We start from the raw sequence: 13,238 nt of genomic DNA, 5'->3' as shown, positions 1-13,238 counted from the left end.
GCGCGGCCTCGCGCAACGCCGCACTGCTGCTCGCCGCCGCACGCGAGCTCGTCGCGGAGCCGGGGCCGGAGGTCGCGCTGGACGAGGTGGCGCGGCGAGCCGGCGTCGGCAACGCGATCCTGTATCGGCACTTCCCCACCCGCGCCGATCTGCTCGTCGCCGTGTACGCGGACGAGGTCGCGGAGTTGTCCCGTCCGTGCGCGGCCGGCGTGTCCCCCGCCGACGCGCTCTTCTCCTGGCTGGACGCGTTCGTCGTGCACGTCGCGACGAAGCGGCCGCTCGCCCTCGCGGCCACGGAAGGTCCCACCGGCCGTCGCAGCGCGTTGTTCGACCAGTGGCACGCCTCGATCCGCGCCACCGCGTCCGACCTGCTGCGGCGGGCGCAGGACGCAGGCGCCGTACGGCCCGGCGCCACCGTGACCGACCTGCTGGCCCTCGCGGGCGGCGCGGCACTCACCGGAACCGATGTGGCCCACGCCCGGCGGCTCACCGCGCTCCTGCGCAGCGGCCTGGAAGCCGGCGACTGAAGGTTCGGCTCCTCGGACCAGAGCGGGTCTGGCGAAAAGTGATATCACTTTGCTAGTGTCGTGCTAGACACCGAGGAGAAGACATGACAGACCTGCAGATCTCCGTCGACATGCCGGCCCCCCAGACCCACGAGCGGACGGCGCGGGCGACGGCCGGGTGGCCGCTGCTGGTCCTGGCCCTGCTCGCCCTGCTGAGCCCGTTCGCGCTGATCCCGATCGGAGCCGTCGTCGCGGCCGGCGGCAACGGCGGCACGGGAGCGGCGCTGATCATCGCCGGGGTGCTGCTCCTCCTGGCGGCCATCGTCGTCTTCAGCGGGCTCACCGCGGTCGCCCCCGGCGAGGCACGCGTGATCCAGCTGCTCGGCCGCTACGTGGGCACGGTCCGCACGCCCGGCCTCCGGTTCGTGGCTCCCTTCACGCAGAAGCGCCGGGTGTCGACCCGGATCCGCAACCACGAGACCGACATCACCAAGGTCAACGACGCCGACGGCAACCCGATCGAGATGGCCGCCGTGGTCGTGTGGCAGGTCGAGGACACGGCGAAGGCCGTCTTCGAGGTCGACGACTTCGTGGAGTTCGTCGCCTTCCAGACCGAGACCGCGGTGCGTCACATCGCCGGCAGCTACCCGTACGACGGGCACGACGACATGCTGTCCCTGCGGCAGAACGCCGAGGAGATCACCGGCCGCCTGTCGGCCGAGATCCAGGCTCGGGTGGCCTCCGCCGGGGTCAAGGTCATCGAGTCGCGCATCACCCGCCTGGCGTACGCCCCCGAGATCGCGCAGGCGATGCTGCGCCGCCAGCAGGCCGGAGCGGTCGTCGCGGCCCGCCAGCGGATCGTGGACGGCGCGGTCGGCATGGTCGAGGCCGCCCTGGCCCGCCTCGACGAGCACGACGTGATCGAGCTCGACGAGGAGCGCAAGGCCACCATGGTCAGCAACCTGCTCGTCGTCCTGTGCGGCGACCGCGACGTGCAGCCCGTGGTGAACACCGGCTCCCTGTACCACTAGACCGTGGCGACCGAAAGAAAGAGCATCCTGCTCAGGCTGGACCCGGCGGTGCACGACGCGCTGGCCCGCTGGGCCGGCGACGAACTACGCAGCACCAACGCCCAGATCGAGTTCCTGCTGCGCCGGGCGCTGTCGGAGGCGGGACGGCTGCCCGGCAACGCCGGTCGCATCCCCCGGCGCGGCAGGCCCGCCAAGAAGGAGGCCCCGCCTCCGGAGGCTCCCGTCACGAAGCCTCCCGTCACCGATCCGCCAGACGCCGATCCGCCCGTCACCGATCCGCCCGCCGCCGGTCCGCCCGCCGCCGATTCACACGACGACTGAGAGGAAGGCAGCTCCGTGGACGTCCCCCGCTCCCTGACGGCCCAGCTCTACCTGCTGGCCTACGACCCCCGCAAGGAGCGGGTGGTGACGAACTTCCGCTTCCCCTACCTGCTGCGCGCCGCCGCGCTCACCGACCTGCTGCTGACCGGCCGGATCGCCGACGACGGCGGCAAGGTGCGCGTGGTGTCGGAGGAGCGGCTCGCCGACCCGGTCCTCGACGGCCTGCTGCACCAGATCGCCCAGTCGGGGCCCCGGCCGTGGCGGCACTGGATCGGCAAGGACACCCGCGCGACGGCCCGGGCGGTCCGCGACGAGCTGGAGACGAAACGCTGGATCAGGGTCGAGCTGCGACAGCCGTTCCTCGTCTTCAACCGGAGCCACGTCCGCGTACGCGACACGCGAGTGGTGAAGCGACTCGCGACGCGGGTCTCCGCCGCTCTCACCGGCCCGGTCTCCCGCGTCGGGGACCACGAGGCCGCCCTTGTCGGCCTGGCCGCGGCGGCGGAGCTCGGGACGATCCTCCCGCGCGCCAGGCGACGGGCGTACAAGCAGCGCATCGCCCTGCTGTCCGAACGCGGCGGCCCGGCGACACCGGCCCTCCGCAAGGTCATCCAGCAGGCCCACGCCATGAGCGGCGGCTGAGGGCGGGCCGCATGAGATTTGCCGATCCGGCAACGGGATTCGGGCGAACGGCCAGGCCGGCGGGATGATCGGTGGCGGCTCTCGCGGAGCGGACAAGGCCCGGAGCACCGCCACTTGGAGGAGACGCATGTCGCACCACGTCGCAGAGATCACGCATCGTACGGTGTCCGTGCCGGGCGGCCGGATCCATGTCGCGGAGCGGGGGACCGGGCCGCTGGTGCTGCTCGTCCACGGCTTCCCCGAGTCGTGGTACTCCTGGCGCCATCAGCTTCCGGCGCTCGCGCAGGCCGGATATCGGGCCGTCGCGCTCGACGTCCGCGGTTACGGCCGATCCTCGAAGCCCGCCGCGGTGGACGGCTACCGGATGCTCGCCCTGGTGGAGGACAACGTCGCGCTGGTGCGCGCCCTGGGCGAGGAGTCCGCGGTGATCATCGGTCATGACTGGGGCTCCCCCATCGCGGCCACGTCCGCCCTGCTGCACCCCGAGGTGTTCCGCGCGGTGGGGCTGCTGAGCGTGCCCTACACTCCGCCCGGCGGCCCCCGGCCCACCGACGTCTTCGCCCGGATGGGCGGTGACCAGGAGTTCTACATCTCCTACTTCCAGGAGCCCGGCCGTGCAGAGGCCGAGATCGAACCCGACGTGCGGGGCTGGCTCGCGGGCATCTACGCGGCGCTGTCCGGCGACACCATGCCCGGCCCCGACGCTCCCGCCCCGCACTTCGTCAGCCCGGGGGCGACGCTGCGCGACCGGTTCCCCGGCGGGCCGCTGCCGTCCTGGCTCACGGAGGACGACCTGGAGGTGTACGCCGGGGAGTTCGAACGCACCGGCATGACCGGCGCGCTCAACCGCTATCGCAACATGGACCGCGACTGGGAGGACCTCGCCGGTTTCCGCGGGGCCCCCGTCAAGCAGCCCTCCCTGTTCATCGGCGGCAGTTCGGACGCCTCCGTGACCTGGATGGCCGGCGCGATCGACGCCTTCCCCGCGACCCTTCCCGGGCTGGTCTCCTCCCACCTGCTGGACGGCTGCGGCCACTGGGTGCAGCAGGAACGTCCCGCCGAGGTCAACCGGCTCCTGACCGAATGGCTCGCCGCCCTGCCCACCGCCTGAAGACACGCTCCGCCGTGCCGGTCCGGCCTCCCGGCACGGCTCGACGTGCTCGCCCGCATCCGGAAAGAGCTGGGCCGATCCCGGGCCGCCGATCACCTCGCGGCGTTCACCTGCCGCACGTACGGAGCATGTTGAGCAGGGCGGTCCTCTCCTTACGGGTCACGAAGAGCCGGTAGTGGTGCTTCACCGTGATCCACGAGGTCGCGTAGCGGCACCAGTAGGCGCGGCGCGGCGGACGCCAGCTCTGCGGTCCCTGGCCTCCCTTGGCGATGTTGACGGAGTGGCTCACCACGACCAGCTCGGGGCGGCTCAGGTCGTTGGCGAACGCGCGCCGCTTCGCCTGGCTCCATCTCTTCGCGCCGGAGCGCCAGGCGTACGCCAGGGGGACGACGTGGTCGACGTCGATCTCCTTCACACTCTTCAGCACCTTGCCGTCGTACGGGCTGTGCCAGACGCCCTTCACGGCCTGGCACGCCGCGTTCCTCCGTACGCCCCGGCCCTGGCGGGCGAGGACCACCTCCCGTGCGTCGCACTCCCCCTTGTGTTGCGCCCATCGCGGCTGGAACCGCCGGTGGCTGTAACCGCGTATTGACAACGGCTTGGCCACCCTCAGATCCGCCAGCATGCGGCGGGCCGACGCGCCCGCGTCCGCCCGGCCGCGGGCGTCGGCGGCGGCCTGCGGGGCGATCGCGACAGCGGTGATCGGAAGGACGGCAAGGGAGAGCGCGGCGGCCCGGAGGGTGCGAGGTACGGAGATCATGCGTTCAGCCATATCAGTCCCTCCCCGTGGGGCGTGACGATATGCGAAAGGCACCGGGCGATCTTCGGGGAATGCCGGACGATCGCCGATCGTTTCAAGCCGACGGAAGTTGAACATTCAATTAGGAGGCGGCCATGCCCGCTGTCACCGCCGACACCCTGACACTGCCGCACGTCGCCGCGCCGGACCCCGCCGTCGCGGCACCACGCCCCGTTCGCTCGGTGACGACCGCGCCCAGCGGTTTCGAGGGCGAAGGCTTCCCCGTACGGCGTGCGTTCGCCGGAGTGCCGCAGCAGATGCTCGACCCGTTCATCCACATGGACCAGATGGGCGAGGTCGAGTACGCCCCCGGCGAGCCGAAGGGCACGCCGTGGCACCCGCACCGCGGTTTCGAGACGGTCACCTACATCATCGACGGCATCTTCGAGCACCAGGACTCCAACGGCGGCGGCGGCACCATCACCAACGGCGACACTCAGTGGATGACCGCCGGGTCCGGCCTGCTGCACATCGAGAAGCCCCCGGAGCACCTGGTGGTCTCGGGCGGGCTCTTCCACGGCATCCAGCTGTGGGTGAACCTTCCTCGCGCGCACAAGTTCCACCTGCCGCGCTACCAGGACATCCGGGGGAAGGAGGCGGCGCTGCTCGCCTCTGCCGACGGCGGCGCGCTGCTGCGGGTGATCGCCGGTGATCTGGACGGGCACGCGGGCCCGGGCGTCACGTTCACCCCGATCACGATGGTGCACGCCACCGTCAGCCCCGGCGCCCGGCTCGACCTGCCGTGGAACCCGGAGTTCAACGCCCTCGCCTACGTTCTGGCCGGTCAGGGCACCGTGGGCGCCGAGCGGCGGCCGATCCGCAAGGGACAGCTCGCCGTCTTCGGCCCGGGCGGGTCGCTCACCCTCGCGGCGGACACCGCCCAGCCGCAGGCCGAGCCCAATCTTGAGGTGCTGCTGCTCGGCGGGCGGCCGATCCGTGAGCCGGTCGTGCACTACGGGCCGTTCGTGATGAACACCCGCGCCGAGATCATCCAGGCGATGGAGGACTACCAGGCGGGCCGCCTGGGCGTCATCCCCGCCGAGCGGGTTCCGCACGCCGACGGACCCCTGTCCACGACGGACTGACCCCAACCGGCGCCCGCCCACCCGGCGGGCGCCGGTAAGCAGGCCGGCCGAGGAGCGCGCCGGGCGCGCTGGGAGGGTGCCAGAGCACGCCGCGCGCGCTGGGAGGGTGCCAGAGCACGCCGCGCGCGCTGGGAGGGTGCCAGAGCACGCCGGGCGCGCCGGGCGCGTGCCGGAGCGCGTCAAAACGCGCTGGGGCGCGCCCACCCGCCGCTCGGCCGGCCTCACGCGGCGGAGCCGCGATTTCCGCCGTCACTCCGTTCCGAGCCGCCCGCTGATCGTACGCAGCGCTTCGAGGAGATCGCGGGCCGACGGAGCCTGCTCGGGATCCACGAGCCACTGGGACGCCATCCCGCCGAGCAGCGCCTGGTAGAACGCGCCGACGGCCATGGCCTTGCGTTCGTCCGCGGCCGGATCCAGATGTTCGAAGATCGCCGCCAGGCCCAGCTTCGCCTGCCGGTTGGCCGCGGCGAACGCCTCGCGCAGCTCCGGCTGCCGGTCCATCTGGGCGATGAGCTCGAACTGGATGGCCCACAGCGGCCGCATCGCGGCGAACGACTCGATGATCCGCGTCCAGGTCGCCTCGAACCGCTGCGCGGGCGAGCCGCCGAGTGACGCGTCCGCGGCGAGGGTCTGCTCGATCTCCTTTCCCCACTCCTCCATCGCCTCGATGAGGGCCGCGTCGAGCAGGGCCTTCGTCGATCTGAAGTGATAGCCGATGGCGGCGAGGCTCGTGCCGGCGGCCGCCGCGATGTCACGCGCGGTGGTGCCGGAGTATCCCTTCTCCATCAGGCACCGCTTGGCGCCCGCGAGCAGATCTTCCCGGTTTCCCATGCTCAGAGCCTAGCCTACGGTTAACACAAATGTCTTGGACAATCGTGCTAGACGGATGATTAAGACGCTTGTACAGTTCCTGGCATGACGAACATCCTGATCTCCGGTGGAAGCGTCGCCGGGCTGACGCTGGCGTACTGGCTCCGCGAGCACGGCTTCGCGGTGACCGTCGTCGAGCGCGCCCCCTCCCTGCGGGACGGCGGCTACAAGATCGACATCCGGGGAGCGGCGCTCGACGTCGTCTCCCGCATGGGCCTGCTCGACGAGGTGCGGCGGCACAGCACGGACATGCGGGTCGCGCGTTTCGTCGACGCCCGGGGCCGGCAGATCGGCACGATGAGCGCGCAGTTGTTCGGCGGCCGCGAGGGCGACGACGTCGAGATCATGCGCGGCGACCTCACCCGGCTCCTGCACGCGGCGGCCGGAGACGGCGTCGAGTACGTCTTCGACGACTCCATCACCGCCCTGCGGGAAACCCCCGAAGGAGTGCACGTCACCTTCGCGAACGGCGCTCCTCGCACGTTCGACGTGGTGGTGGGGGCCGACGGCCTGCACTCGAACGTGCGCGCCCTGGCCTTCGGCGAGGAGTCGCGGTTCGTCCACGACCTCGGGCACTACATCTCGATCTTCACGGTGCCGAACCACCTCGGCCTGGACCGCACGGAGATGATGCATCCGGCGCCGGGCAGGAGCACCGGGATGTACAGCACGGCGCGCGCCGACGACGCCAAGGCGATGTTCCTGTTCTCCTCGCCGCCGCTGGAGTACGACCGGCGCGACCCCGCCCAGCAGAAGAAGCTGCTCGCCGGCCTCTTCTCCGGCCAGGGCTGGGAGGTTCCGCGCCTCCTCGACGCCATGGAGGACGCGCCCGACTTCTATCTCGACTCGATCAGCCAGGTGCGCATGGACCACTGGTCGTCGGGCCGGGTGACACTCGTCGGCGACGCGGCCTACTCGGCCTCGCCCGCGTCCGGTCAGGGCACCAGCCTGGCCCTGGTCGGCGCCTACGTTCTCGCGGGCTGCCTCGCCGAGGCCGCGGGAGACCACGCCGCCGCCTTCACCGCGTACGAGCGCGAGCTGCGGCACTTCGTGGAGGAGAACCAGAAGCTCGCCGAGGGCAACCTCAGGGGCATGGTGCTGAAGTCCGCGGCGCAGATCCGGTTCCAGATGCTGATGCTGCGGCTGATGCCGCACCTGCCGGGCAGGAACCGCATGATCGAGCGGGTCACCGAGCCGATCCGCAAGGCCGCGACCGCGATCACGATCAGGGACTACCGGGCCCAGGCCGCGTAGCCACCCGCACGCACCGGCAACATTTCCGGGTTGTCCGGCATCTCACCCCACATGAGACTGCGCACGGTTCTCGCGACACTCGTCCTGGCCGCCGTTGCGCTGGGCGGGCAGCCCGCGACGGCCGCCACTCCGGTCACGATCGCGTACGCCAGGTGGACGCACACCTGGGAACTGGTGCTGACCGACGGACACGTGGTGAAGGTGCCGGAAGCGCTCGCCGTGGCGCCCCCCGACGCGGTCAACCCGGGGGCGCGGGCCGCGTTCCTGGTCAGCGGGGACGGCCGGCGCTTCTTCTACTTCCGCAAGTCGGACGGCCGGTTCGCCGAGCGGACCCTGCACGGCAGGGAACATGTGATCCGCGACCTAACCGTGGCCACGACCGGCGAAGAATGGCCGTCGGTGTCGTACGACGGCGGTTTCGTGGTCACCAAGACCTCGGCACCGGGCCTGGGAGCCCTGCTCGACCTGCGGAAGGGCAGGAGCCTGCCGCTGCCCGGAAAGACGGACACCTGGAACTTCGCGGGATTCAGCCCGGACGGCGCGCGGCTGCTGATGCAAGGGGAAGACGGCCGGATGACGGTGTTCGACCGGGGGCTGCGCACCCGCCTGCGGTCGAAGACGCGGCTGTGGGCGACGGCCCTGGCGAACGACCACGTCACGGCGGCGGAGCCGGTCGGCTCGTGGCCGAAGTCGCGCACGCTGCGCCTGGTCGACCTGCGCACCGGCAAGGCGAGCCGCACCGTGACCGTACGGCTCCCGCGCGGGCGGCGGATCGACGACCTCGACTTCGACAAGGCGGGACACCTGGTCGTCCGGTCGAAGACCGAAACCGGAGTGACGGTCTACCGGGTCTCGAAGACGACCGGCGCGGTGACGCGGGTGCGGAGCCTGGTCAGGCCCGACACGAAGATCTGGGTGCTCCCCGGGGACGACGCGTACGAGCCGTGGACGGAGAAGAAGTGACTCCGGCCCTTCCGCGACGTGTGAACGACTCTCCTCGGTCAAACGTCGTACTGGTGAGCGGAAGGGGAAGCATCGTGCGCACCGTACTCGTCTCGGGCATATCGGCGATCGGGCTGGCGTTCCTGCCGGCCGCGGCGGCCTCGGGAGCGGCCCACCAGGGCGGCCAGGCCGGGGAGACCGCGCCCACGTGGCGGCTGGCCAAGGTGAACACCCTGCCCGGGGACGACGTGCTCGACGACGTGACGGTCCTCGGCAACGGGTCGGTGTGGGCGGCCGGTCACCGGGTCGTGAACGGCACGCGGCGGGGCCTGGTCGAGCGGTTCGACGGCCGATCGTGGAAGGTGCTCCCCGGCAGCCCGTCGTACGAGCTGACGGCCGTGACCGCCGGCTCGGACAAGAACGTGTGGGTCTTCGGCCCGGGGAAGGCGAGCCGGTGGAACGGCCGGACATGGACCACCTTCTCGCTCGGCAGCGGCTTCTCCACGACGGACGCCGACGGCACGGGCGCGAAGGACGTCTGGGCGGTCGCCGACTCCTCGGCCTCGGCCAGGCACTGGAACGGGTCGTCGTGGCGGAGCGTCCCGCTGCCGGCCCACGCCGCCGCCGTCGACGCGTACAAGGCCGGTGACGTCTGGGCGGCGGGGGCCAAGGGCACCCGTCCCGCGATCATGCGGTGGAACGGGAAGTCCTGGGCGCTGGTGCCCACCCCCGCGATCAAACTGCCCGCTCGCGACGCCGCCGCGGTGCTCACCGACATCGCCGTCCTCGGCCCCCGCAACGTGTGGGCCGTCGGCGGCGTGAGCTGGGAGGGCGCCGACGACCAGGGCGACGACAAGATCTACGACCGCCCCCTGGTCATGCACTGGAACGGCCGCTCGTGGACCGCCTCGGTCGGCGCCGTCAACGCCCAGCCGTACACGGAGGTGGAGCCCGACGGCGCGGGCGGCGTGTGGATCGTGCAGAGCGACTGGAACTCCACCCTGTGGCATGTCACGGGTTCGACGTGGCGGAGCACCCCGATCCCCCGGAAGGCCGGCACCGACGCCGCCCTGTTCTCGATCGCGCGCAGGCCCGGGACGACGACGCTGTGGGGCGCCGGGTTCACCGCGCCGCAGGGCGACCCCGACGACCCCTCCGCCAACGGCGCCTTCTGGCGTACGAACTAGCCATCCGGCAGGTCACGCCCGCTCGTGCAGGGCGGCAGCCGGGCGGCGCAAGCGACGATCAACGCCCTCCGGACCACAGGCGGGCAGCCGAGGGGCCGAAGGCCGCCAGGGTCAGGATGTACGCCGCCGCCAGGGCTTACTCGCCTTCCTCCGCAGGTCAGGCCCGCGATGGGACGAGTGTGACCAGCGCCACATCTCTTCCGCAGATGCACTCTGACCTGCAACTTCGCGCATTTGATCCCTTTTATGCGCTCCTTATCCTTTTGACGCTCTTTGCGGAGATATGGGGCTCTTGGTAGTTTCCTTGCCCATCGGCGGGGTCCACGTGACCTCGTCGTTACGAACCCGGCCCCGCCGGGTTCGACCATCCACAGTCGCCGTCGCCCCGCCTCTCCGCCCCCCTGGGCGCCGGTGATGCCGAATCCGAGCAGCTAGGAGGCTCGGAGCCGGGGAACCAATCGACCTTCGACGAAGGTCTGGGGTGAATCGGCGCGCCGGCGCCGTAGGGCGATCTTCCCTGCCCGAATCCGTCAGCTAACCCGGTAGGCGCAAGCGGAAGACCAAAGGGAGAGATCCTCCTGTCCACCAACTCCACCACTCTGCTCCGCATCGCCTGCGTCACGATCGGTAGCGCGGCGCTCACCGCGTCGGCCGGAGCATTGAGCGCACTCCCCGCAGCCGCCGCGTCCGCGACGGTGACATCCCCACCCCCGGCCCCCGCCCCCGCCCCGGCCCTCACCTCGGCGGTCATCCCGCCCGTGCCCCCCACAACGACCACCCCCCTGCATCCCGCGCCCGTGGCCGAGAACTCCGCCACGAGGAAGCTCACCAAGGCGGCTCTCCAGCAGGAGAAGGCCGAGCGCGCCATCAAGGTGGCGAAGAAGCAGCTCGGCGACCCGTACGTGTGGGGCGCCACGGGCCCAGGAGCGTTCGACTGCTCCGGGCTGGTCCAGTTCGCCTGGCGCAAGGCCGGCGTCAAGCTCCCGCGTACGACGTGGGCGATGCTCAGGCACGCCAAGAAGAGGGTCTCGCTGTCGCACCTCAAGCCCGGCGACCTCATCTTCACCAGTGGCGGCGGCCACGTGGGCATGTATCTCGGGCACAGGAAGGTGATCAGCGCCCCCCACAGCGGCGCGGTGGTCAGTGTCGACAGGCTCAACGCCTATTGGAGGGGCAGCTTCCTCACCGCCGTACGCCCCGGCGTCTGACCCGGGACGCCCTCGGTGGAGACGCGCCGCCGCGCAGCGCATCTCCGCCGAGGGCGTGGCCGGAGGCTACGCGTCCTCCACGACGAGGCGCCGGAGCAGGGCCAGCAGGGTCGCGCGGTCCGCGTCCGGCAGGGCGGTGTAGCACCTGGCGAGCACCTCGTCGGCGACCTTGCGCCCGGCTTCCAGGACCCGCTCGCCGGAAGGGGTGAGATGGTGCTCGATGCGCCTGCCGTGCCCGGGCCTGCGTTCGATCCATCCCTGGGCCACGAGCCGCCCGGCGAGGGTGCCGAAGGCCTGCTCGGTCTGGAACGTCGCCGCGGCCAGCTCCCGGGCCGACGCCCCGGGGGTACGGCTGATCGCCCGGAGGGCGTCCCACTGGGCGAGCGTCGCGCCGATCGCCGACAGCCCGCTCTCCAGGGCCCGGTGCTGCCTATATTGGACGTGTTTGACCGCCCGCCCGAGTTGTTGCAGATCGCGACCTGTCCCTCACCATGTCGGAGGCCGGCACCGGCAGACCGGCCCTGATCCTGCACGGCGGCGGCGGCCCCGCCACGGTCGCCGGGCTCGCCGGGCACCTCTCCCGGACGGCACACACCCTGACGCCCGTGCATCCCGGCTGGAACGGCACCGACCGTCCCCCGTGGCTCACCGGCATCGACGACCTCGCCCTCGCCTACCTGCACTGCCTGCATCGCCTGGGGTTGCGCGACGTTCTCGTCGCCGGCTCCTCCCTCGGCGGCTGGACCGCCGCCGAGATGGCCGTACGCGACACGGCGGGGGATCATCACCGGGCTGGTGCTGGTCGACGCCGTGGGCGTGGACGTCCCCGGCGAGCCGATCCGCGACTTCTTCGCCCTGGACGCGCGCGGCGTGGCCGAATACGCCTGGCACGACTCGCAGCGCTTCTACGTCGACCCGGCCGGCGTCCCCGCCGACCAGCTCGCAGCCCGGGCGGCCGACATGGCCACCATGCGCACGCTGGCGGGCGACCCCTACATGCACGATCCCAAACTGCTCCGCCGGTTGCGGCACGTCGACGTGCCCACGCTCCTGGTGTGGGGGGAGAGCGACCGGATCGTCACCCCGGCTTACGGCGCCGCCTACGCCGGCGCCTTCGCCAACGGCCGGCTGGAGGTGATCCCGGAGGCCGGTCACCTGCCGCACATCGAACAGCCGGCGGCCACCTTCGCCGCGATCGACCGCCATCTGCACGCGGCCGGTTCGCCGGCGACCAGCGCTTAGCCCGCAGTCACCCGCCCGCAGTCACCCGCCCGCAGTCACCCGCCCGCAGTCACTCTGCGGTCCTGCGGGCGGAAGCCGCGAGCCGGTCCGCGAGCGCCGCGACACGGTCGCGCAGCTCGTCCGGCCGCTCGATGACGAACGGCCGGTCGAGTGAGGCGAGCACCGGAGGCAGCCAGTCGAGCCGCTCCGCGCGCACCTCGACCCGGAGCCAGCCCTCGTCCCCGGAATCCGCCAGGGTCGCGACGGCGGCGGGAAGCCGGGCGCGGATCTGCTCGACCGTCCCCTGGATCCGCAGCACCACGTCGTACCGATATCGAGCCGTGGCGAATCCGGCCAGGACGTGCTGCGCCGGATCGAACCCGGCGGGCGGCTCGAACGAGCCGGGCAGCGTCCTCGCGTCCGCGATGCGATCCAGCCGGAAGGTCCGGTCCTCGCCGATCTCCGGATCCGCGCCCGTGACGTACCACCGGCCCGAATGGGCGACGAGCCCGTACGGATGCAGCGTGCGCTCGCTGCGCCGACCATCGGCGGCGGTATACCTGATCGAGATCGGCCGGTGATGGCGCACCGCGTCGGCGACGCAGAGCAACACGGCGGTCTCGGGAACGGCGGACTCGCCGGGCGGGGCCGTGAAGGCGAGGGATTCGAGCACGGTGTCGAGCCGGCGGGCGAGCCGCTCGGGCAGAACGCGCCGGATCTTGGCCGCCGCCGTCTCGCTCGCCGTGCCCGCCGCCGTCGTCAGCCCCGCGCGGCGACCGGCGACCAGGCCGAGCAGCACGGCGAGCGCCTCGTCGTCGCTCAGCATGAGCGGGGGCATGCGATATCCGGGGGCGAGGCGATAGCCGCCGTATCGGCCGCGCACCGACTCGACGGGCACATCGAGGTCGATCAGGTGGTCCACATATCGCCGCACGGTGCGCTCGTCGACGCCGAGCCGGTCGGCGAGCTCGGCCATCGTCCGCGTGCCGCCCGACTGCAGGAGCTCCAGCAGCGTGAGAACGCGATGAGTCGGTCGGGCCACGTCACACAATCTAGTGACA

Annotated in this window: 15 protein-coding genes and 1 riboswitch; of the genes, 11 read left to right on the top strand and 4 right to left on the bottom strand. The window is 71.8% G+C overall.

All coding sequences use genetic code 11. The features are described from left to right. Positions 1 to 23: 23 nt before the first annotated feature. The 5 genes from OHB01_RS13860 (at position 24) to OHB01_RS13840 (ending at position 3,611) form a co-directional block, all read left to right on the top strand. Entirely contained in the window at positions 24 to 527 is a 504-nt protein-coding gene (locus OHB01_RS13860; RefSeq protein WP_328855847.1) for a helix-turn-helix domain-containing protein, read from the top strand. A gap of 83 nt (positions 528 to 610) precedes the next feature. Continuing rightward, positions 611 to 1,537: an SPFH domain-containing protein gene (locus tag OHB01_RS13855; RefSeq protein WP_147942644.1), complete on the top strand. Its 927-nt coding sequence runs from the start codon at positions 611 to 613 to the stop codon at positions 1,535 to 1,537. Between the two features lie 3 nt (positions 1,538 to 1,540). Beyond that, positions 1,541 to 1,858, top strand: coding sequence for a hypothetical protein (locus OHB01_RS13850; RefSeq protein ID WP_328855471.1), 318 nt, complete (start codon positions 1,541 to 1,543; stop codon positions 1,856 to 1,858). 15 nt (positions 1,859 to 1,873) lie between these two features. After that, complete coding sequence (locus tag OHB01_RS13845) at positions 1,874 to 2,500, top strand: GOLPH3/VPS74 family protein (protein ID WP_142648014.1); 627 nt, start codon at positions 1,874 to 1,876, stop codon at positions 2,498 to 2,500. A 127-nt stretch (positions 2,501 to 2,627) separates the two neighbouring features. Continuing rightward, complete coding sequence (locus OHB01_RS13840) at positions 2,628 to 3,611, top strand: alpha/beta hydrolase (protein WP_328855470.1); 984 nt, start codon at positions 2,628 to 2,630, stop codon at positions 3,609 to 3,611. A gap of 106 nt (positions 3,612 to 3,717) precedes the next feature. Here the strand turns inward: OHB01_RS13840 and OHB01_RS13835 are convergent, their stop codons facing one another. Beyond that, positions 3,718 to 4,371 (bottom strand): HNH endonuclease family protein, encoded by a 654-nt coding sequence (locus OHB01_RS13835; RefSeq protein ID WP_328855469.1) that lies wholly within the window; start codon positions 4,369 to 4,371, stop codon positions 3,718 to 3,720. A 134-nt stretch (positions 4,372 to 4,505) separates the two neighbouring features. Here OHB01_RS13835 and OHB01_RS13830 point away from each other — a divergent pair, with 134 nt between their 5' ends. Then, positions 4,506 to 5,495 (top strand): pirin family protein, encoded by a 990-nt coding sequence (locus tag OHB01_RS13830; RefSeq protein WP_142648012.1) that lies wholly within the window; start codon positions 4,506 to 4,508, stop codon positions 5,493 to 5,495. A 249-nt stretch (positions 5,496 to 5,744) separates the two neighbouring features. On the opposite strand, the gene OHB01_RS13825 is transcribed toward OHB01_RS13830, so the two are convergent. Continuing rightward, positions 5,745 to 6,326: a TetR/AcrR family transcriptional regulator gene (locus tag OHB01_RS13825; RefSeq protein ID WP_147942642.1), complete on the bottom strand. Its 582-nt coding sequence runs from the start codon at positions 6,324 to 6,326 to the stop codon at positions 5,745 to 5,747. Between the two features lie 84 nt (positions 6,327 to 6,410). On the opposite strand from OHB01_RS13825, the gene OHB01_RS13820 reads away from it, so the two are divergent. The 4 genes from OHB01_RS13820 (at position 6,411) to OHB01_RS13805 (ending at position 10,956) form a co-directional block, all read left to right on the top strand. Continuing rightward, on the top strand, positions 6,411 to 7,619 hold the full coding sequence (locus OHB01_RS13820; RefSeq protein ID WP_328855468.1) for an FAD-dependent monooxygenase: 1,209 nt from the start codon (positions 6,411 to 6,413) through the stop codon (positions 7,617 to 7,619). Positions 7,620 to 7,670: 51 nt separating this feature from the next. Then, positions 7,671 to 8,582 carry a hypothetical protein gene (locus OHB01_RS13815; RefSeq protein ID WP_328855467.1) on the top strand — a complete coding sequence of 304 codons (912 nt, stop codon included), beginning with the start codon at positions 7,671 to 7,673 and terminating at the stop codon, positions 8,580 to 8,582. Positions 8,583 to 8,656: 74 nt separating this feature from the next. Continuing rightward, positions 8,657 to 9,748, top strand: a complete 1,092-nt coding sequence (locus tag OHB01_RS13810; protein ID WP_142648008.1) for a hypothetical protein — start codon at positions 8,657 to 8,659, stop codon at positions 9,746 to 9,748. A 405-nt stretch (positions 9,749 to 10,153) separates the two neighbouring features. Continuing rightward, positions 10,154 to 10,312, top strand: a riboswitch (cyclic di-AMP (ydaO/yuaA leader). Between the two features lie 194 nt (positions 10,313 to 10,506). Continuing rightward, positions 10,507 to 10,956 (top strand): C40 family peptidase, encoded by a 450-nt coding sequence (locus OHB01_RS13805; protein WP_261985683.1) that lies wholly within the window; start codon positions 10,507 to 10,509, stop codon positions 10,954 to 10,956. A gap of 66 nt (positions 10,957 to 11,022) precedes the next feature. On the opposite strand, the gene OHB01_RS13800 is transcribed toward OHB01_RS13805, so the two are convergent. Beyond that, entirely contained in the window at positions 11,023 to 11,352 is a 330-nt protein-coding gene (locus OHB01_RS13800) for a MarR family winged helix-turn-helix transcriptional regulator (RefSeq protein WP_261985696.1), read from the bottom strand. A gap of 213 nt (positions 11,353 to 11,565) precedes the next feature. Here OHB01_RS13800 and OHB01_RS13795 point away from each other — a divergent pair, with 213 nt between their 5' ends. Continuing rightward, positions 11,566 to 12,198 carry an alpha/beta hydrolase gene (locus OHB01_RS13795; protein WP_328855846.1) on the top strand — a complete coding sequence of 211 codons (633 nt, stop codon included), beginning with the start codon at positions 11,566 to 11,568 and terminating at the stop codon, positions 12,196 to 12,198. 49 nt (positions 12,199 to 12,247) lie between these two features. Here the strand turns inward: OHB01_RS13795 and OHB01_RS13790 are convergent, their stop codons facing one another. Next, positions 12,248 to 13,219: a YafY family protein gene (locus OHB01_RS13790; protein ID WP_328855466.1), complete on the bottom strand. Its 972-nt coding sequence runs from the start codon at positions 13,217 to 13,219 to the stop codon at positions 12,248 to 12,250. Positions 13,220 to 13,238: the final 19 nt, after the last annotated feature.

It is taken from the genome of Microbispora hainanensis, from assembly GCF_036186745.1.
Classification (GTDB): domain Bacteria; phylum Actinomycetota; class Actinomycetes; order Streptosporangiales; family Streptosporangiaceae; genus Microbispora.
This window is presented reverse-complemented; position numbering and strand designations above follow the sequence as displayed.

Excerpts from the sequence above, each read along its gene's own strand:
- OHB01_RS13815 (WP_328855467.1), top strand. The coding sequence starts at position 7,671 with ATGAGACTGCGCACGGTTCTCGCGACACTCGTCCTGGCCGCCGTTGCG.
- OHB01_RS13830 (WP_142648012.1), top strand. The coding sequence starts at position 4,506 with ATGCCCGCTGTCACCGCCGACACCCTGACACTGCCGCACGTCGCCGCG.
- OHB01_RS13820 (WP_328855468.1), top strand. The coding sequence starts at position 6,411 with ATGACGAACATCCTGATCTCCGGTGGAAGCGTCGCCGGGCTGACGCTG.
- OHB01_RS13835 (WP_328855469.1), bottom strand. The coding sequence starts at position 4,371 with ATGATCTCCGTACCTCGCACCCTCCGGGCCGCCGCGCTCTCCCTTGCC.
- OHB01_RS13840 (WP_328855470.1), top strand. The coding sequence starts at position 2,628 with ATGTCGCACCACGTCGCAGAGATCACGCATCGTACGGTGTCCGTGCCG.
- OHB01_RS13855 (WP_147942644.1), top strand. The coding sequence starts at position 611 with ATGACAGACCTGCAGATCTCCGTCGACATGCCGGCCCCCCAGACCCAC.
- OHB01_RS13825 (WP_147942642.1), bottom strand. The coding sequence starts at position 6,326 with ATGGGAAACCGGGAAGATCTGCTCGCGGGCGCCAAGCGGTGCCTGATG.